Raw genomic sequence first — 19,008 nt, forward strand, 5'->3', positions numbered from 1 at the left:
GATGTAAATGATCGCGGGCGGAGTGGGAGCGACGGCGCGTGCGCGCCGGCGCGCGCGCTCAGTACAGTCCGCCGGTGCCCGAGCCGACACCGCGGCCGCCGCCCGGGCCGACGCCGAGCGGGACCGAGCCGTCGCCGGCCACGCCGATCACGGAATAGCTGTCGGGCGGCGCCGTGCCGGGCTTGAACGCCTCGAGAATGCCGCCCTCGCCGCCGCTGCGCATGCCGGTCTTCGGATCGACGCGGATCAGCTTGATGCCGGCGGGGACGCGGAACGGCGTCGCCGGCTTGTCCTTCAGCGCGGCCATCATGAAGTCGCGGAAGATCGGCGCCGCATATTGACCCGCCGTCGCCGAGCTGCCGAGCGATTTCGGCTTGTCGAAGCCCATATAGACGCCGACGGCGAGATCCGGCGAGAAGCCGACGAACCAGACGTCCTTGGCGTCGTTGGTGGTGCCTGTCTTGCCGGCGAGCGGCTTGCCGACGCTCTTGACCACCGTCGCCGTGCCGGACTGCACGACGCTCTCCATGATCGAGACCATCTGATAGGCGGTCAGCGGGTCGATGACCTGGTCGCGATTGTCGACCAGGCGCGGCTCCGGCTGGTTGGTCCATTTATCGGCGTTGCAGCCCTCGCAGACGCGCTGGTCGTGCCGGTAGATGGTCGAGCCCCAGCGATCCTGGATGCGGTCGATCAGCGTCGGCCGGATGCGCTTGCCGCCATTGACGAGCATGGCGTAGCCCGCGGTCATCCGCATCACCGTGGTCTCGCCGGCGCCCAGCGACATCGAGAGCACGGGCAGCATGTCGTCATAGACGCCGAAGCGGCGCGCATATTCCGCGATCAGCGGCATGCCGACATCCTTGGCCAGGCGCACCGTCATCAGGTTCTTCGAGAACTGGATGCCGTAGCGCAGGGTGCGGGGCCCGGTCGGCTTGCCGTCGTAATTCTCCGGCCGCCACATGCCGAGGCCGCCGCCCTGGTCGATCTCGACCGGGGCGTCGAGGATGATGCTGGACGGGGTGTAGCCATTGTCGAGCGCCGTCGCATAGACGAAGGGCTTGAAGGACGAGCCGGGCTGCCGCATCGCCTGCGTCGCGCGGTTGAACTCGGACTGGTCGTGCGAGAAGCCGCCGACCATCGCCAGCACGCGGCCGGAGAACGGGTCCATCACGGTGATGGCGCCGTTGACCTCAGGCAGCTGGCGCAGGCGCGCCTGGCCGGAGCGGCCGTCGGTCGGCTCGACATAGACGACGTCCCCCACCGAGACGACCTGGGAGACGCGGGCGCGCCGCGTCCATTTGATCCCTTCGGCGCCGAGCGTGACCGTCTGCCGGTCGCTCTTCAGCTGGCCGGACGGCTCGCGCAGCGGGTGCAGGCCGAGGCGGGCCGTGTCGCCGACGACCTCGAGCACGACGGCCAGGCGCCAGGGCGCGACATCGCCCAGCACGGGCAGATCGCCGATGGCGAGCCCCCAATCGCGCGCGCCGAGATCGAGCTTCTGGATCGCGCCGCGCCAGCCGCGCGCCTCGTCGAAGCGCACCAGCCCGTCGACCAGCGCCTTGCGGGCCATCAGCTGCATCTTGGGATCGACGGTCGAGCGCACCGAGAGCCCGCCCTCGAGCAGCTTCTTCTCGCCGTAACGGTCCTGCAGCTCGCGCCGGATCTCCTCGGCGAAATAGCCGGCGGCGATGTTGTTCGGCGAGACCGTGCGCGGATTGACGCCGAGCGGCTGCTTCTTCGCCTGCTCGCCCTGCTCGCGCGGGACATAGCCGTTCTCGATCATGCGATCGATGACGTAGTTTCGCCGCTCGATCGCGCGTTCGCGGTTGCGGAACGGGTGCAGGTCGGTCGGCGCCTTGGGCAGCGCCGCGAGATAGGCGGCCTCCTGCAGGTTCAGCTCATGCACCGACTTGCCGAAATAATTCAGCGCCGCGGCGGCGATGCCATAGCTGCCCTGCCCCGGCGCCGGCGCGCCGAGATAGATCTCGTTGAGATAGAGCTCGAGGATCTTGTCCTTGGAATAGGTCGTCTCGATTCGCAGCGCGACCAGCGCCTCGCGAATCTTGCGCTCCATGTTCTGGTCGGATCCGACCAGGAAGTTCTTCGCCACCTGCTGCGTGATGGTCGAGGCGCCCTGCGGCCGGCGGCCCGCCGCGCGGTTGCGGAAATTGGTGATCGCGGCGCGGACCAGACCCTCGGGATCGACGCCGATATGCTTGTAGAAATTCTTGTCCTCGGCCGAGAGATAGGCCTCGACGATCAGCTTCGGAACGGCCTGGATCGGCAGGTAGAGCCGCCTTTCCCGGGCGAATTCGGCGATCAGGCTGCCATCGCCCGCATGCACGCGGGTCATCACCGGCGGCTCGTAGTTCCGCAGCTGCGCCGAATCGGGCAGGTCCTTCGAGTAGTGCCAGATCAGACCGGCCGCGCCGATCGCGCCGAGCACGAAGACGATGGCACCAGCCGCGAAAGCCCAGCCGAATAATCTCAGAACAAACCGCATCAGGAGCCCCTGGCCCTCGCAAAATCGTGCCGACGCCGCTGCGTCTCCAACGCCTCAGCCGCAACCGTATATCACCGCCGAGATGGCGGAAGCGTGGCCTTGCACCACATTTTAGCGACCGGGGCCAATCCGTTTACCGCCGATTGAGGACGGCCTTGCCCGCGGGGGCGCGCTCACGCAGGAAATAATCGTCGATCGCCGCGCTCACGGCCCCGACCGCCTGCCGCCGCCAGGCCTCGGAATTCAGGAGCTCCGCATCCTTCGGGCTGGACATGTAGCCGAGCTCGATCAGCACGGAGGGAACGTCCGGCGCGCCCAGGACCTTGAAGCCGGCGGAGCGGAGCGGCACCTTGTGCATCTTCACCGAAGCGCCGAGCTTCTCGACCAGATTGCGGGCGAAGACCGAGGAAAAGGTCCGTGTCTCGCGCTTGGCGAGGTCCATCAGGATGCCGGCGACATCCTGCACCTCCTCGGCCATTTCGAGCCCGCCGACCGCGTCGGCCTGGTTCTCCTTGGCCGCCAGACGGGCCGATTCGGCGTCGGTCGCCCGTTCCGAGCCGGTATAGACGGTGGCGCCGCGGACCTCCTGCGCCTGGGTCAGCGAATCCGCGTGGATCGAGACGAACAGATCAGCCCCGGCCGCCCGCGCGACCTTCACCCGGTCGCCCAGCGAGACGAATCGGTCGTCGTCGCGCGTCATCAGCACGCGGTAGCGGCCGCTCGCCTCGAGCGTCTCCTTCAGGCGCTGGCCGAAGGAGAGAACCACGGCCTTCTCGGCGATGGCGGCGACGACGGCGCCCGGATCGATGCCGCCATGGCCGGGATCGATCACCACCAGCTGGCGGCTATCCGCCGGCGCGGCGGCGGGGGCCGGCGGCGCGACCGCCGGCTCCGCCTGCTGCGGGCGCCCGCGCGCGACCGCGGCCTGGAATTCGCCACGGCTGGCGCGCGTCATCTCGACCACGAGCTCGCCGAAACCGCCCCGCCGCTGGCGCATCTCCGCCTTGGTGACGAGCGCCGGATTCGACAGGTCGATGATGATGCGGGCCCGGTCGGCCGTGAACAGTCCGAAGCGGAAGGCGCTGACGAAGCCGGCGCTCTTGCGGGAGGCGGCGGGCTGGACCTGGAAATTCACGGATGGCAGGTCGATGACGATGCGGTCGGGCCCGGCGATCACGCTGGTCTCGATCGGCACCGGCTGGGACAGGGCCAGCGTCAGGCGCACCACCTCGCCCGCCTGTTCGAGCCTGGCATCGGTGGCGACGGGCAGTTCGGATGCGGGTCTGGAGGTGGCGGCGGCGCCCCCGCAACAGGCCAAGGCGAGGAAGGCGCCCGCGAGCAGCCGCTGCGTCCATCGCCGCGCCAGCTTGATCCGATCCGTCGAGGCTGAGCGCAAGCGGTGCAAGGAGCGAATTTCCCGTATGGCGTCACCGAATGCTTAACCATAAGCCGGGCGACGCCTTAACAGGGCGTTACCACGCCACCGCGCCCCGGGTGAACCGGCCAGCCGGTCGCAGCGCCATCTTCGGCGGAGGATGTGACTTGCAAAACACTATCACCTGTCTGTAATGGGATTGGTTGCATTGCAGGCCTCCCATGGTGCGCATCCGGATCCGAGGATCCGTCGGCGTCCGGGGTCAAGCGAGGCGGCCGGTCCTCCCGGTCCGGTCGCGGCGGCGCAGCCATCAACGGATCGTCCGCAGACGGCCGGCGTCAGGCACGAAAGTTCGACGCATGGCAGGGTCTCGCGAGCGTGCAACGCGACGGGCTCGCCGGTTTCGGCGGGCGCGGCGCAGGTCAGGACAGATGTCGGGGCATACGACACCGCAAACGTTTTCGGTGACTCGTTCGAACCTGCGGGACTGCGCCGGGCTGTTCGCCCCAGCCGGTTTCCCGAGCCGCATCCCTGTCCGGATCGATTGTTTCCCCCTCCTGCAACATGCCGGCCCTGCCCGGCTTTCGCGCGGCGTCCCTGCCCGCGGCGACGGATCGTTGTCCGCCGCCCGGCTCGTGTCGGCGGCTGCGCCCATGGAAGATTCTAATGGCCAACAAGATGCTCATCGATGCCACCCACCCGGAGGAGACCCGGGTCGTGGTGGTTCGCGGATCCCGCGTCGAGGAATTTGATTTCGAATCCGCCAGCCGCAAACCCCTGCGTGGCAACATCTATCTGGCGAAGGTGACGCGGGTCGAACCCTCGCTCCAGGCCGCCTTCGTCGAATATGGCGGCAACCGCCACGGCTTCCTCGCCTTCTCCGAAATCCACCCCGATTACTACCAGATCCCGGTCGCCGACCGGCAGGCGCTGATCGCCGAGGAGGCCCGCGCCGATCGCGAGGAAGAGCGCGACGAGGAGCGCCGCGAGAAGCGCGGCCGCCGCGACCGCGGCCGCAGGGGCGATCGCGACGGCCGCGCCAAGCGGGCGGCGACGGACGAGACCGTCTCGGCCGAGATCGAGGCGACGGGCGAGCCGGAGAACGGCGTCGACACCGACGGCAAGGACGCCGCGATGGTCAATGAGGGCGCTCCCGCATTCGGCCAGGAATTCGCCCCGGCGGTCACCGAGGAGGCCGGCGAGCATGCCGCCGAGAACCACGCGCCGCTGACCTTCGAGACCACATCGGACGAGGCCGGCTCGGACGAGGCCGGCGAGGCGCAGGGCGACGCGTCGGATTCCGCCTCCGAAAGCGAGGCCGAGCCGCAGGAGGCCCGGCGCCGCTCCGAGGACGAGGGCGACCAGGACGAGGATGGCGAGGAGGCCGAGGAGGCTCCCGAGCAGCTCGGCGGCGGCGACGCCCTCGACGACATGCCGGAGCGCGCGCCGCGCCATCACCGCCGCCAGTACAAGATCCAGGAGGTGATCAAGCGCCGCCAGATCATCCTGGTGCAGGTCGTCAAGGAGGAGCGCGGCAACAAGGGCGCCGCCCTGACCACCTATCTCTCGCTCGCCGGCCGCTATTCCGTGCTGATGCCGAACACCGGCAAGGGCGGCGGCATCTCGCGCAAGATCACCAATGCCGAGGATCGCAAGCGCCTGAAGGAAGTTGCCCAGGAGCTGGAGGTGCCGGATGGGATGGGCATCATCCTGCGCACCGCCGGGGCCTCGCGTACCAAGGTCGAGATCAAGCGCGACTACGAATATCTGATGCGGATGTGGGAGAGCGTGCGCGAGCTGACGCTGGCCTCCGTCGCCCCGGCGCTGGTCTATGAGGAGGGCAACCTCGTCAAGCGCTCGATCCGCGACCTCTACAACAAGGATATCGACGAGGTTCACGTCGCCGGCGACGAGGCCTATCGCGAGGCCAAGGACTTCATGCGCATGCTCATGCCGAGCCATGCCAAGAGCGTGAAGCCCTATCGCGACCAGACCCCGCTCTTCGCCGCCTTCGGCGTCGAGAGCCAGCTCGACGCGATGTTCTCCAACACCGTGACGCTGAAATCCGGCGGCTACATCGTCATCAACCAGACCGAGGCGCTGGTCGCGATCGACATCAATTCCGGCCGTTCGACCCGCGAGCACAATATCGAGGACACCGCCCTCAAGACCAATCTCGAAGCGGCGGAGGAGATCTCCCGCCAGCTCCGCCTGCGCGACCTCGCCGGCCTCATCGTGATCGATTTCATCGACATGGAGGAGAACCGCAACAACCGCGCCGTCGAGAAGAAGCTGAAGGATTGCCTGAAGGACGACCGTGCCCGCATCCAGGTCGGCCGGATCTCGGCCTTCGGCCTGCTGGAGATGTCGCGCCAGCGCATCCGCACCGGCGTGCTCGAAAGCTCCTCCGTGCCCTGCCCGCATTGCGCCGGCGCCGGCATGATCCGCTCCACCCCCTCCGTCGCGCTGCAGATCCTGCGCGCGCTCGAGGAGACGCTGATCAAGAGCGCCTCGCATAATCTCAACGTCCGGACGCGGCCCGAGGTGGCGCTTTACGTCCTGAACCAGAAGCGGCTGCATCTCAGCGATCTCGAGACCCGCTTCGGCATCGCGATCAGCATCTCGGTCGACGCCGCCCTGCTCGGCACGCGCTATTTCGAGGTCGAGCGCGGCGAGTTCGTCGGCAATGAGGGCCGGGTGATCCCGGTCAGCAGCATCAAGGCGGAAGCCGTCGCGGCCGATATCGACGACGAGGCGCTCGACGCGGCCGCCGAAGCCGAGGCGCTGGGCGCCGAGGCGCCGATCGCCGCGACCATGGCGGCCGATGACGGCGAAGCGGCCGAGCGCGGCGATGGTGAAGGCCGTGGCGAAGGTGGCCGCAAGCGTCGCCGTCGCCGGCGGCGGCGGCGTGGCGGCGAGCGTGACGCCAATGGCCAGCGCCTCGACAATGGCGGCGACGAGGATGGCGAGGACGATGCGGAGGGCGAGGCCGATCCGTCGGATCGCGCCGAGGAGCCTGCCATGGCTTCCGATGCCGCCGAAGCGCCTGCCGCGGAGCTCGGCGCCGATGAACCCGCTGGCGAGGAGCCCGCTGCCGCCCCGGCCGAGAAGCCCAAGCGCGCCCGCGGTGGCCGCCGCAAGCCCAAATCTGCCGACGAGGCGGGGTCCGAGGTCGTCGCCGAGGTGAGCGAGGCGGCCCCGCCGGCGGCCGAAGCCGCCGCGACGGCAGCGGCCGAGCCCGAGCCCGAAGCGGAGGTCGCCAAGCCGAAGCGCAGCCGCGCCCGCAAGAAGATCGTCCCGATCACCGAGGATGGCGCCGCCGCCGAGACAGCGGCCGATGCCGGTCCGGCCGCTCCGGCCGAAGCCACGGCACCGGCTGCGCCCGCCGATGGGCAGGCCGCTCCGGCGCCCGAGCCCGAGCCCGCGCCGGCTCCGGCGCCCCGGGTGGTGGAAGAGCCCGTCGCCGTCGTGCTCACCCCTCCCGATCCGGACCGCCCCAAGCGCGGCGGCTGGTGGAACAAGCTGACCAACCGGGGCTGAACACAAAAAGGCCCGCCGCAGGAGACTGCGGCGGGCCTTTTTCATGGGAAGCTGCGAGCCGGTGCGAAGCGCTCCGAACGGAGCTGAGCGGCGGCCGGGCCCTCGCCTGCGAGCCTCAGCCGCGCTGGCCCGTCCTCTCCTGCAGCCAGGTGCCCAGCCGCGCCACCGCCTCCTGGCATTCCGCCAGAGAGCCGGCGAAGGACAGCCTGACCGTGCGCGCGCCACGCGCCTCGTCGAAATCGAGCCCGGGCGTGATCGCGACCCCGGCCTCGACCAGAGCTTCGCGGCAGAAGCTCATGGAATCGTTCGAGTGCCGGCCGATGTCGATATAGATGTAGAAGGCGCCGTCGACGGGCAGGAAATCGCCGAGCCCGATCTCCGGCAGGGCCTGCAGCAGATAGGCCCGGTTGGCGGCATAGCCCGCCTTGATCGCCTCGCATTCCGCCGTCGCGTCGAAGGCCGCCTCCCCCGCGATCTGGCTGAGGAAGGGCACCGAGATCGAGAAATTCTGCTGCAGCCGCTCGATCGGCCGCACCAGGCGCTCCGGCACCACGAGCCAGCCGACCCGCCAGCCGGTCATGCAATAGTATTTCGAGAAGGAGTTGACGATGATCGCCTCGGGATCGGCGGCGAGCGCGGTCGTCGCGGGCGTATCATAGGTCAGGCCGTGATAGATTTCGTCGGAAATGTACCAGAGCCCTAGGCGGCGGCACGCCTCCGCCACGGCCGCGATCGCCTCCGGCGCCATCACCACGCCGGTCGGATTGGCCGGGCTCATGGTCAGCACCCCCGCCAGGGGCTTCTCGGCATGGGCGCGCGCGATCAGCTCTGGCGTCAGCGCGAAGCGCGTCTGCGGTCCGACCTCGATGGCGACCGGCTCCAGCCCGAGCGCGATCAGGATGTTGCGATAGGCGGGATAGCCCGGAGCGGTGATCGCGACGCGGTCGCCCGGCTGGAAACAGGCGAGGAAGGCGAGGATGAAGCCGCCCGAGGAGCCGGTGGTGACGACGACGCGCTCCGGCGGGACGGCGACGCCATAGGCCTCGCGATAATGCCTGGCGATCCGCTGGCGCAGCGAATCGGTGCCCAGCGCCTGGGTGTAGCCTATGCGCCCATCCTCCAGCGCCCGGCCGGCGGCGGCGCGGATCAAGGCCGGCGTCGGCGCCGAGGGCTGGCCGACCTCCATATGCACGACCGTTCCGCCGGCGCGCTCGATCTCCGCGGCCTGGTTCATCACATCCATAACGATGAAGGGCGAGACCCGTTCGGCCCGCGCCGCGACCTGCGGCGGGCGGATGGCGGGGGCGGTGGCGGCGGCTTTCTTGTCCATGGCGGCTGCCCTAGCCGAGCCGCAATGCGGCTGCAACATGGCTCCCGCTCCCGGTCCCGATTCGATCGGGTGGCGCGCTCGTGCCCGCCGCCACAATGCCCGAGCTGTGATTTGACGCGGCGGCGCGAAGGGCGGAGAAGCGCTGTCTGAAGCTGCCGCGACGTCGCCCGCCTGAAAGGATGATGATGATCTCCCTGCCCCTGTTCGGACACGCCCTGCGGCCCGCAGCCCGTCTCGGCCTCGCCTGCGCCGGCGCGCTCGTCGCCGCCGGCCTCGCGATCGCTCCCGCCGCCGCCCAGACCGCCGCGCTGACCCCGGAGCAGCGCAAGGCCGTCACCGACATCGTGCGCGAGACGCTGCTGAAGAACCCCGAGATCATCCAGGAGGCGCTGGTCGAGCTCGAGAAGCGCAATGCCGCCGAACAGGCCCAGGCCCAGGCCAATGCCGTGGCCGCCGAGAAGGCGCGCCTCTCCGACCCCGCGACCTCCGTCATCATCGGCAACCCGCAGGGTGACGTCACCCTCGTCGAGTTCATGGATTACAATTGCGGCTTCTGCAAAAGGGCGATGGAGGATGTCCGCGCCCTCGCCAAGGACGATCCCAAGCTGAAGATCGTGATCAAGGATTTTCCCATCCTCGGGCCTGATTCGGTCGAGGCCAGCCGCGTCGCGGTCGCCGCCAAGAACCAGCTCTCCGGCCAGAAATATTTCGATTTCCACGTCAAGCTGATGGCGACCAAGGGGCGCATCAACGCCGCCAAGGCGCTCGAGGTCGCCAAGGAATCCGGCATCGACCTGGCGCGGCTGCAGAAGGACATGGAGGCGCCCGCCACCCGCGCCGCCATCGAGGACACAGTCGCGCTCGGCGACAGGCTCGGCCTGACCGGCACCCCCGCCTTCATCCTCGGCGACGAGGTGGTGTTCGGTGCCGTCGGCCAGGCCGCCCTGAAGCAGAAGATCGAATCCGTCCGCAAATGCGGCAAGGCGACCTGCAGCGGCTGAGCGCTCCATTCGCCGAGTTTGCCGCCGCGGCGGGCTTCCCCTGCTGAGCCGCAGGGGCTATGAGGACGGCCTCTGCCGCCATGGGCGGTGCTGGAAACCACGCGCGCCATGGTCGCCGTCCACGTTCTCAACGGACCCAACCTCAATCTTCTCGGCACCCGCGAACCCGCCACCTATGGGGCGGTGACGCTGGCCGGGGTCGAGGAGCGGCTGCGGGCCCGGGCCGATGCCGCCGGCGTCGCGCTGAGTTTCCACCAGACCAATTTCGAGGGCGAGCTCGTCGGGCTGATCCAGCAGGCGGGACTGGCCGGCGCGGGCATCATCATCAATGCCGGCGCCTATACGCACACATCGGTGGCGCTGCGCGACGCGATCAAGGGCACGGAGGCGCTCGCGATCGAGGTCCACGTCTCGAATGTCCATGCGCGCGAGGAGTTCCGGCACCATTCCTACATGGCGCCGGTCTGCGTCGGCGTGATCTGCGGTTTCGGCGTCGCGAGCTATGATCTTGCTTTCGACGCGATCGTACCGCTTCTGCACAAGCGCGCTGCCCCCTCCGCAGGCTGACGCATCCCTCTCACCCGGATGAGGCGGGCTTCGCCCTGCCTCTCCCAGACCCACGAAGACGGTGAAACCGCCATGGCGACCAAGAGCCCGATCGACCCCGAAATGGTGCGCGAACTCGCGCAGCTGCTCAACGAGACCGATCTGACGGAGATCGAGGTCGAGAAGGGCGATCTGCGCGTGCGCGTGGCGCGGACGATCTCGCAGACCGTGCTGGCGCCGATGTCGGCCGCCCCGGCGGCTCCCGCCGCGCAGGCCGCGCCCGTCGCGCTCGCCGCACCGAGCGACCCGGCCGCCGCAGCCGCCCATCCCGGTGCCGTTCCCTCGCCGATGGTCGGCACGGCCTATCGCCGCCCCTCGCCCGACGCCAAGCCCTTCGTCGAAATCGGCAGCGTGGTGAAGGCGGGCGAGCGCCTGCTGCTGGTCGAGGCGATGAAGACCTTCAACGACATCGTCGCGCCGCGCGCGGGCACGGTCATCGCCATCATGGTCGAGGATGGGCAGCCGGTGGAATATGGCGAGCCGCTCCTGGTGATCGAGTGAGCGCGGCGTCGGGCGGCAGCAATTCGGGCAAGCCAATCAAGATGTTCGACAAGATCCTGATCGCCAACCGGGGGGAGATCGCGCTGCGCGTCCTGCGTGCCGCGAAGGAGCTCGGTATCGCCACCGTCGCGGTTCATTCCACCGCCGACGCCAACGCCATGCATGTGCGCCTCGCCGATGAGAGCGTCTGCATCGGCCCGCCCTCGGCGCGCGAAAGCTACCTCAACATCCCGGCCCTGATCGCCGCCTGCGAGATCACCGGCGCCGACGCGGTCCATCCCGGCTACGGTTTTCTCTCGGAGAATGCCCGCTTCGCCGAGATTCTGGACCAGCACAACATCACCTTCATCGGCCCCAAGGCGGAGCATATCCGCAGCATGGGCGACAAGATCGAGGCCAAGCGCACCGCTAAGCGCCTCGGCATCCCCTGCGTGCCCGGCTCCGAGGGCGGCATCACCGATGATGACGAGGCCAGGCGGATCTGCCAGGAGATCGGCTTCCCCGTGATCATCAAGGCCGCCTCCGGCGGCGGCGGCAAGGGCATGAAGGTCGTGCGCGACGAGGCGGATCTCTCCGTCGCGCTCTCGACCGCCCGGACCGAAGCCAAGGCCAATTTCGGCGACGACGCGGTCTATATCGAGAAATATCTGGAGAAGCCGCGGCATATCGAGATCCAGTTGCTGGGCGACGGCAAGGGCCACGCCATCCATCTCGGCGAGCGCGACTGCTCGCTGCAGCGCCGCCACCAGAAGGTCTGGGAGGAAGGGCCCTCGCCCGCCCTCAACGCCGGCGAGCGCGACGCGATCGGCAAGGTCTGCGCCGAGGCCATGGCCAAGCTCGGCTATCTCGGCGCCGGCACCATCGAGTTCCTCTATGAGGACGGCGCCTTCTATTTCATCGAGATGAATACCCGCATCCAGGTCGAGCATCCCGTCACCGAGATGATCACCGGCATCGATCTGGTCAATGAGCAGATCCGGATCGCGGCCGGCGCCCCGCTCTCGATCCGGCAGGAGGATGTGGTGATCGAGGGCCATGCCATCGAATGCCGCGTCAATGCCGAGCACCACGCCAGCTTCCGCCCCTCGCCCGGGCGCATCGCCTCCTTCCACACGCCGGGCGGCCTCGGCGTCCGCGTCGATTCCGCGGTGTATCAGGGCTATGTCATCCCGCCGCATTACGATTCGCTGGTCGGCAAGCTGATCGTCCATGGCCGCAACCGGGCGGAGTGCCTGATGCGGCTGCGCCGCTCGCTCGACGAATTCGTCGTCGACGGGGTCGACACCACCCTGCCGCTGTTCCGCACGCTGGTACGCAATCCCGACATTCTGAACGGCGACTACAACATCCATTGGCTCGAGAAATTCCTGGCCGCCGGCGGCATGGAATGAGCCCGGCGCCGGCCGCGCGGCCGGCCCCGCCCTGCTCCCGCGATCGGCCCACCCGGGCCGGAGCGGGCCCGGGCCGCAATTGACAGCCCGCCGCTCACACGGTCCCATCCCCGCATGAAGGCTCGCTCGACCCCGATCCGCATGCCCGCCATCACCAGCGAGATCATGCTGCGCGCCTATGCCGCCGGGATTTTCCCGATGGCGGAGAGCGCCGACGATCCAGGCCTGTTCTGGGTCGAGCCGGAGCTGCGCGGCGTGATCCCGCTCGACCGGTTCCATCTGCCCTCGCGGCTGGCGCGCACGGTGCGGGCCGATCGGTTCGAAATCCGCATCGACCGCGAATTCGACCACGTCATCGCCGCCTGCGCGGAATCCAAGCCGGACCGGCCCGAGACCTGGATCAACGGCCGCATCCGGCAGATCTTCCGCGAGCTCTTCGCGCTCGGCCATGTCCACACCGTCGAATGCTGGCGCGACCACCGGCTCGTCGGCGGGCTCTACGGCCTCTCGCTGGGCGGCGCCTTCTTCGGCGAAAGCATGTTCCACCGCGAGACCGACGCCTCGAAGGTCGCGCTGGTGCATCTCGTCGCGCGGCTGCGGCGCGGCGGCTACCGGCTGCTCGACGCCCAGTTCCAGACCAGCCATCTCGCGCAATTTGGCACGCAGGAGGTGCCGCGCGCCGCCTATCAGGGGCTGCTGGAACAGGCCGTCCAGGCGCAGGCGCAATGGTGGTCCTGGCCCAAGGGCGAGAGCGTCAGCGGCGCGCAGGCGCTGGCCGAGCTCGCCTAGCGCGGCGGCCCACTCTCGGCCGCCGGCAGGCTTTAGCGGCCGCCGCCGGCGGGATCGGGCGCACCGCCGCGGCTGCCGCCCGGATTGGTCGGGAAGAAGCGCTGGGAGGGCGCCTGGCGCGGCGCGACCGGCACGCCTTGGGGCGGCTGGACGTCGATGCGCCCGGAGGGAGCCGGCTGCTGCTCCAGCGGCGGCAGGCCGGGCTGCTGGTTGACGTCGCGCGACGGGTTGCGCGGCCGGCGCGGCTCTTCCGGTGGCGGCGGCGGCTCCGGCTCCTTGGGATCGACGACCAGCTCGGTGCCGCCTTTGCAGTCGGTCAGCCAGACATCGTAGATCGCATGCTCGACGCCATGGAGCCCGGGGCTGGCCGCATACATCCAGCCGGTGAAGATGCGCCGGTATTCATTGTTGAAGGTGACCTCGTCGACCTCGGTGAAGGCCGTGGTCTGGGGCGCCTCGGTCGGCGGCCTGGTCCAGCAGACGCGCGGCGTCAGCTGCAGGGCGCCGAACTGCACGGTCTCGTCGATCGCGACCTCGAACGAGATGATCCGGCCGGTGATCTTGTCCAGCCCGGCGAAGACCGCGGTCGGGTTGCGGATGCGATCGGCGGCGGCGGGCCCGGCCATGGCGAGCAGCGCGAGGCCGGATGCGGCGAGGCAGGTGACGGAGGACGTGGAGAGGCTGCGGAGCGGCGACATGTTGATCGTCTGCGAATCCCAAGCGCGGACGTTCCGCGACGGCGGGCAGTAACACGGCAAAGGCAGCGGAAAAAGGGCGCGCGAAACCGCCGGACCCGTGAGGCTGTCGTGACGGGGGCGGCAGCCGCCCTGCCCGCCTCTCGCGACATGGCTGGTCGATCAGATCCGGCGGTACGAGCCCGCACGGCAGCGCCGAGCCCTGCGGGCCGCGACAGGATCAGGGTTCCGGAAAAACCATAGAGCGCGACGAAGCGGCCCGCCTGGTGGAGCGGCTCAGCGGCCGGGAGTCCAGGGCTCGTAATCGCCGGTCGCCGGCGGGCGCTCGCCCTCGGCCAGGATCGAGCCCTTGGGACGATAGGCCAGCGGCGTGCCGGTGAGGTTCGGCTTGTGCGGCTTCTGCCAGTCGCGCGGCTGATAGGCTTCCTCGGAGGGCGCGACATCGACCGTGTGCTGCAGCCAGCCCTTCCAGCCCGGCGGCACGCGGGAGGCCTCCGCTTCGCCGTTGAAGACCACCCAGCGGCGCTGGACGCCGAGCGCCTTGTCCTTCGCCCCGCCCTTGGTGCGGTAATAGACGTTTCCAAGCTCGTCCTCGCCCACCCGCTCGCCGAAACGCCAGGTGTGGAAGCGCGTGCCGATGGTCTGGCCGTTCCACCAGGTGAAGATCTGCAGCAGCCAAGGCTTCATGGACATGCGCCCGTCGCGGTTCGTCTCGGATCGCGCTGCTTATGCGACTGCGAGGCGTCCATGTCCAGTCTCCGGCTGGTCGCGGCGCCCCCTTAACCCATGCCTTGATTCGGCCATGATTCGGACGGGGTCTGCGGCTGAAGCCGAGCCGGCAGCATCGGCAGATTCAACCACTTGCAGCGATCTCTGCAGGCGCAGGATCGAACGGGCCCCGCGAGCCCTGCATTTGCAATTCGTCAACCCTGAACGACGCGATTCAGCGGCCCGCAGAGTTCCGGAGACTGTGGCAATCCTGCCGCTCCGCTTCGATTCCCACGCGATTCCGAGGGGTTAGCGGCGGGCTTGCAACTTATCCCCACTACTCACATATCCCTACCACATCTCGTGTCCACAGCCCCTGCCTCGCACTAATCCTTGACGGGTCGGCTCATTCGGGACTAGTTTTTGACGGTCGCATGACGGCTGGCGGGAACGCCTCTCGACACCTGCGAATGAGTTTCCAGTCGGTCGGAGCGGTCAGCGCGGCATGTCGGCAACGGCAGTCGTGGCCGGCCGTCTGCGGGCCTGCTGGCCGCAACCGGACGAGCGAGGCGGGACACAACGCCGCGACGTCCACGGGGCATCAAACCGAGTTGGGCTGACATCAGGAGCCGGTGATCAATCGGCCGCGCGCGGCGTGTCGCCCGCGCCTTTTGTAAGGGACGTGGAACCATGCGCATCGAGCGCCGCTATACCGCAGCCGGCCAATCGCCCTATGCGGCGATTCCGTTCCGTTCCGCCGTCAGCGAGATTCGCAATCCCGATGGCTCGATCGTCTTCCGGCTGGAGGGCATCGAGGTGCCGGAATCCTGGTCGCAGGTCGCCAGCGACGTGCTCGCGCAGAAATATTTCCGCAAGGCCGGCGTCCCGGCCAGGCTGAAGCGCGTCGAGGAGAACGACGTGCCGAGCTTCCTCTGGCGCTCGGTGCCGGACGAGGCGGCGCTGGCGGCCCTGCCCGAGGCGCAGCGCTATGTCTCCGAGATCTCCTCCAAGCAGGTCTTCGACCGGCTCGCCGGCTGCTGGACCTATTGGGGCTGGAAGGGCGGCTATTTCACCGCGGAAGAGGATGCGCAGGCCTTCCATGACGAATTGCGCTACATGCTGGCCACGCAGCGCGTCGCGCCGAACTCGCCGCAATGGTTCAATACCGGCCTGCACTGGGCCTATGGCATCGACGGGCCGAGCCAGGGCCATTTCTACGTCGACTTCAAGACCGGCAAGCTGACCAAGTCGAAGTCGAGCTACGAGCACCCGCAGCCGCATGCCTGCTTCATCCAGGGCGTGCAGGACGACCTCGTCAACGAGGGCGGCATCATGGATCTCTGGGTGCGCGAGGCGCGCCTGTTCAAATACGGCTCCGGCACCGGCTCGAACTTCTCGATGCTGCGCGGCGAGGGCGAGAAGCTCGCCGGCGGCGGCCGTTCCTCCGGGCTGATGTCCTTCCTGAAGATCGGCGACCGTGCGGCGGGCGCGATCAAATCCGGCGGCACCACGCGCCGCGCCGCCAAGATGGTGGTGGTCGACGTCGATCACCCCGATATCGAGACCTATATCGAGTGGAAGGTGAAGGAGGAGCAGAAGGTCGCGGCTCTCGTCACCGGCTCGAAGGTCGTGCAGAAGCACATGAAGGCCGTGATGAAGGCCTGCGTGAACTGCGAGGGCGATGGCGACGCCTGCTTCGACCCGGAGAAGAACCCGGCGCTGAAGCGCGAGGTCAAGCTCGCCCGCAAGGCGCTGGTCCCGGACAATTACATCAAGCGGGTCATCCAGTTCGCCCGGCAGGGCTACACCGACATCCAGTTCGACGTCTACGACACCGATTGGGATTCCGAGGCCTATCTCACCGTCTCCGGCCAGAACTCCAATAATTCGGTCTCGCTGACCGACGACTTCCTGCGGGCGGTCGAGACCGATGGCGACTGGAACCTGGTCGGCCGCACCACGGGCAAGGTGACGAAGACGCTGAAGGCGCGCGAGCTCTGGGAAAAGATCGGCTACGCCGCCTGGGCGAGCGCCGATCCCGGCCTGCATTTCAACACGACGATGAACGATTGGCACACCTGCCCGGCCTCGGGACGCATCCGCGCCTCGAATCCGTGCTCGGAATACATGTTCCTCGACGATACCGCCTGCAATCTGGCCTCGGCCAACCTGCTGCAATTCTACGATCGCGAGGCCAAGGCCTTCGACGTCGCCGCCTATGAGCATCTCTGCCGGCTCTGGACCGTGGTGCTCGAGATCTCGGTGACGATGGCGCAGTTCCCGTCGCGGGAAATCGCCGAACTCTCCTATGAATATCGCACGCTCGGCCTCGGCTACGCCAATATCGGCGGGCTGCTGATGACCATGGGCCTCGGCTATGATTCAGACGAGGGCCGCGCTCTGGCCGGCGCGCTCACCGCCGTGATGACCGGCGTCGCCTATGCCACCTCGGCCGAGATGGCGGCCGAGCTCGGCCCCTTCCCCGGCTACAAGAAGAACGCGAGCCACATGCTGCGCGTCATCCGCAACCACCGCACCGCCGCCCATGGCATGGCGACCGGCTATGAGGGGCTGCAGGTCACCCCGGTTCCGCTCGACCATGGCACGCTGGCCCGGCTCGGCGGCTCCTCGACCCTTCTGTCGGAGCGCGCCCGCATCGCCTGGGACAGGGCGCTGGAGCTCGGCGAGCAGCATGGCTACCGCAACGCCCAGGCGACGGTGATCGCGCCCACCGGCACGATCGGCCTGGTGATGGATTGCGACACCACCGGCATCGAGCCCGATTTCGCGCTGGTGAAGTTCAAGAAACTGGCCGGCGGCGGCTATTTCAAGATCATCAACGCGGCCGCCCCCGATGCGCTGCGCGCGCTCGGCTATCGCGAGAGCGAGATCGCCGAGATCGAGGCCTATGCGGTCGGCCACGGCTCGCTCGCCCAGGCGCCCGGCGTCAACCATGGCAGCCTGCGCGCCAAGGGTTTCACCCAGGACAAGATCGACGCGATCGAGAAGGACCTGAAGGCGGCCTTCGACATCAAGTTCGTCTTCAACAAATGGACGCTGGGCGAAGATTTCCTGCTCAACACGCTGAAGGTCCCGGCCGAGAAACTGGCCGACATGTCCTTCGAGCTGCTGCCCTTCCTCGGCTTCGGCAAGGCCGAGATCGAGGCCGCCAACGTCCATGTCTGCGGAGCGATGACGCTGGAAGGCGCGCCGCATCTGAAGCTCGAACATTACCATGTCTTCGACTGCGCCAACCCCTGCGGGCGCGTCGGCAAGCGCTACCTCTCGGTCGAGAGCCATATCCGGATGATGGCGGCCGCCCAGCCCTTCATCTCGGGGGCGATCTCCAAGACCATCAACATGCCCAACGACGCCACCGTCGAGGATTGCAAGAGCGCCTATATGCTCTCCTGGAAGCTGGCGCTGAAGGCCAACGCCCTCTACCGCGACGGCTCGAAACTGTCGCAGCCGCTGAATTCGGCGCTGATCAGCGACGATGACGAGGAGGAGGATGCGGTCGAGGCGCATTACCAGCAGCCGATGACGGCCCGCGCCACCCAGGTCGCGGAGAAGATCGTCGAGCGCATCGTCGAGAAGGTGGTGCGCGAGCGCGAGAAGATGCCCGCCCGCCGCACCGGCTACATCCAGAAGGCCGTGGTCGGCGGACACAAGGTCTATGTCCATACCGGGGAATATGCCGATGGACGCCTCGGCGAGATCTTCATCGACATGCACAAGGAGGGCGCTGCCTTCCGGGCGATGATGAACAACTTCGCCATCGCGGTCTCGCTCGGCCTGCAATATGGCGTGCCGCTGGAGGAATATGTCGAGGCCTTCACCTTCACGCGCTTCGAGCCCTCGGGCTTCGTGCAGGGCAACCAGTCGATCAAGAACGCCACCTCGATCCTCGACTACGTCTTCCGCGAGCTGGCCATCTCCTATCTCGGCCGGCACGACCTCGCCCATATCGACCCGAGCGAGATCGGCCATGACGTGATCGGCGGCGGCGTCGGCCAGGACAAGGCGCCGGAGACGGCGGCTCCCGTCTCGCTCTCGCCGCTGGCCTCGACCGGGTTCCGCCGTGGCAAGCCGATGAATTTTCACGCGATCCAGGGCGGCGGCGGCAGCCCGGCCACGGAGACCGTGGCCAGGGGCGGCGCCAATGTCACCGCCTTCGGCACCATCGGCGCCACGGCGCTGAAGGAAGAGCCGGAGCAGGCCTATGGCGAGGCCGAGATGGCCAAGCTCGGCTTCTCCGCCCCCGCCGCGCAGCCGACCCAGTCGGAGCGCCGGGCGGAGGCGATCATGAAGGGCTATGTCGGCGACAGCTGCGGCGAATGCGGCAACTTCACGCTGGTCCGCAACGGCACCTGCCTGAAGTGCAACACCTGCGGAAGCACGACGGGCTGCTCGTGAAGCGGTGACGGGGGCTGTCGACTGAAATGAGAGGCGAAGTTCCCCGTTTTTGAGCTTCGACTTCCGCGTGTGGCCCGATCTTTGGGGCCCGACTGACACGGTCATGGCGGCGAGGTTTCCCTCGCCGCCAAGAGGCAAGCTGGCCTGCTG

The 19,008-nt window shown here is 68.3% G+C and carries 12 protein-coding genes; 7 read left to right on the forward strand and 5 right to left on the reverse strand.

The features are described from left to right. Positions 1–58: 58 nt before the first annotated feature. Positions 59–2,506, reverse strand: a complete 2,448-nt coding sequence (locus ASG72_RS15285) for a penicillin-binding protein 1A (RefSeq protein ID WP_056713687.1) — start codon at positions 2,504–2,506, stop codon at positions 59–61. A 133-nt stretch (positions 2,507–2,639) separates the two neighbouring features. Beyond that, positions 2,640–3,911, reverse strand: a complete 1,272-nt coding sequence (locus ASG72_RS15290; RefSeq protein ID WP_156395990.1) for an N-acetylmuramoyl-L-alanine amidase — start codon at positions 3,909–3,911, stop codon at positions 2,640–2,642. Between the two features lie 636 nt (positions 3,912–4,547). Between ASG72_RS15290 and ASG72_RS15295 the strand changes: the two genes are divergently transcribed. Beyond that, the gene (locus tag ASG72_RS15295) at positions 4,548–7,421 is read left to right on the forward strand and encodes a ribonuclease E/G (protein WP_056713692.1); all 2,874 of its coding nucleotides are present in this window, start codon (positions 4,548–4,550) and stop codon (positions 7,419–7,421) included. A gap of 115 nt (positions 7,422–7,536) precedes the next feature. Here the strand turns inward: ASG72_RS15295 and ASG72_RS15300 are convergent, their stop codons facing one another. Continuing rightward, positions 7,537–8,664, reverse strand: coding sequence for an aminotransferase class I/II-fold pyridoxal phosphate-dependent enzyme (locus ASG72_RS15300; protein ID WP_244488844.1), 1,128 nt, complete (start codon positions 8,662–8,664; stop codon positions 7,537–7,539). 272 nt (positions 8,665–8,936) lie between these two features. On the opposite strand from ASG72_RS15300, the gene ASG72_RS15305 reads away from it, so the two are divergent. The 5 genes from ASG72_RS15305 (at position 8,937) to aat (ending at position 13,039) form a co-directional block, all read left to right on the forward strand. Next, positions 8,937–9,752, forward strand: a complete 816-nt coding sequence (locus ASG72_RS15305; protein ID WP_156395991.1) for a DsbA family protein — start codon at positions 8,937–8,939, stop codon at positions 9,750–9,752. Between the two features lie 108 nt (positions 9,753–9,860). Then, a complete protein-coding gene (gene aroQ / locus ASG72_RS15310; RefSeq protein WP_056714811.1) occupies positions 9,861–10,319 on the forward strand; it encodes a type II 3-dehydroquinate dehydratase in 459 nt (152 codons plus the stop codon). Between the two features lie 72 nt (positions 10,320–10,391). Beyond that, positions 10,392–10,859 carry an acetyl-CoA carboxylase biotin carboxyl carrier protein gene (gene accB / locus ASG72_RS15315; RefSeq protein ID WP_056714814.1) on the forward strand — a complete coding sequence of 156 codons (468 nt, stop codon included), beginning with the start codon at positions 10,392–10,394 and terminating at the stop codon, positions 10,857–10,859. A 41-nt stretch (positions 10,860–10,900) separates the two neighbouring features. Next, positions 10,901–12,250, forward strand: coding sequence for an acetyl-CoA carboxylase biotin carboxylase subunit (gene accC, locus ASG72_RS15320; RefSeq protein ID WP_056714817.1), 1,350 nt, complete (start codon positions 10,901–10,903; stop codon positions 12,248–12,250). Between the two features lie 114 nt (positions 12,251–12,364). Continuing rightward, positions 12,365–13,039, forward strand: coding sequence for a leucyl/phenylalanyl-tRNA--protein transferase (gene aat, locus ASG72_RS15325; RefSeq protein WP_056713699.1), 675 nt, complete (start codon positions 12,365–12,367; stop codon positions 13,037–13,039). A 32-nt stretch (positions 13,040–13,071) separates the two neighbouring features. Here the strand turns inward: aat and ASG72_RS15330 are convergent, their stop codons facing one another. Both ASG72_RS15330 and ASG72_RS15335 read right to left on the reverse strand, forming a co-directional pair. Continuing rightward, positions 13,072–13,665 (reverse strand): DUF2155 domain-containing protein, encoded by a 594-nt coding sequence (locus tag ASG72_RS15330; RefSeq protein WP_244488845.1) that lies wholly within the window; start codon positions 13,663–13,665, stop codon positions 13,072–13,074. 345 nt (positions 13,666–14,010) lie between these two features. Next, entirely contained in the window at positions 14,011–14,421 is a 411-nt protein-coding gene (locus tag ASG72_RS15335; RefSeq protein WP_056714821.1) for an NADH:ubiquinone oxidoreductase subunit NDUFA12, read from the reverse strand. Between the two features lie 711 nt (positions 14,422–15,132). Here ASG72_RS15335 and ASG72_RS15340 point away from each other — a divergent pair. Then, complete coding sequence (locus ASG72_RS15340) at positions 15,133–18,858, forward strand: vitamin B12-dependent ribonucleotide reductase (RefSeq protein ID WP_056713704.1); 3,726 nt, start codon at positions 15,133–15,135, stop codon at positions 18,856–18,858. The last annotated feature ends 150 nt before the right edge of the window (positions 18,859–19,008 follow it).

This window comes from Allobosea sp. Leaf344, assembly GCF_001426225.1.
In the GTDB taxonomy this organism is placed as follows: Bacteria; Pseudomonadota; Alphaproteobacteria; order Rhizobiales; family Beijerinckiaceae; genus Allobosea.

Excerpts from the sequence above, each read along its gene's own strand:
- ASG72_RS15285 (WP_056713687.1), bottom strand. The coding sequence starts at position 2,506 with ATGCGGTTTGTTCTGAGATTATTCGGCTGGGCTTTCGCGGCTGGTGCC.
- ASG72_RS15295 (WP_056713692.1), top strand. The coding sequence starts at position 4,548 with ATGGCCAACAAGATGCTCATCGATGCCACCCACCCGGAGGAGACCCGG.
- ASG72_RS15300 (WP_244488844.1), bottom strand. The coding sequence starts at position 8,664 with ATGGATGTGATGAACCAGGCCGCGGAGATCGAGCGCGCCGGCGGAACG.
- ASG72_RS15305 (WP_156395991.1), top strand. The coding sequence starts at position 8,937 with ATGATCTCCCTGCCCCTGTTCGGACACGCCCTGCGGCCCGCAGCCCGT.
- aroQ (WP_056714811.1), top strand. The coding sequence starts at position 9,861 with ATGGTCGCCGTCCACGTTCTCAACGGACCCAACCTCAATCTTCTCGGC.
- accB (WP_056714814.1), top strand. The coding sequence starts at position 10,392 with ATGGCGACCAAGAGCCCGATCGACCCCGAAATGGTGCGCGAACTCGCG.
- accC (WP_056714817.1), top strand. The coding sequence starts at position 10,901 with ATGTTCGACAAGATCCTGATCGCCAACCGGGGGGAGATCGCGCTGCGC.
- aat (WP_056713699.1), top strand. The coding sequence starts at position 12,365 with ATGAAGGCTCGCTCGACCCCGATCCGCATGCCCGCCATCACCAGCGAG.
- ASG72_RS15330 (WP_244488845.1), bottom strand. The coding sequence starts at position 13,665 with ATGGCCGGGCCCGCCGCCGCCGATCGCATCCGCAACCCGACCGCGGTC.
- ASG72_RS15335 (WP_056714821.1), bottom strand. The coding sequence starts at position 14,421 with ATGAAGCCTTGGCTGCTGCAGATCTTCACCTGGTGGAACGGCCAGACC.
- ASG72_RS15340 (WP_056713704.1), top strand. The coding sequence starts at position 15,133 with ATGCGCATCGAGCGCCGCTATACCGCAGCCGGCCAATCGCCCTATGCG.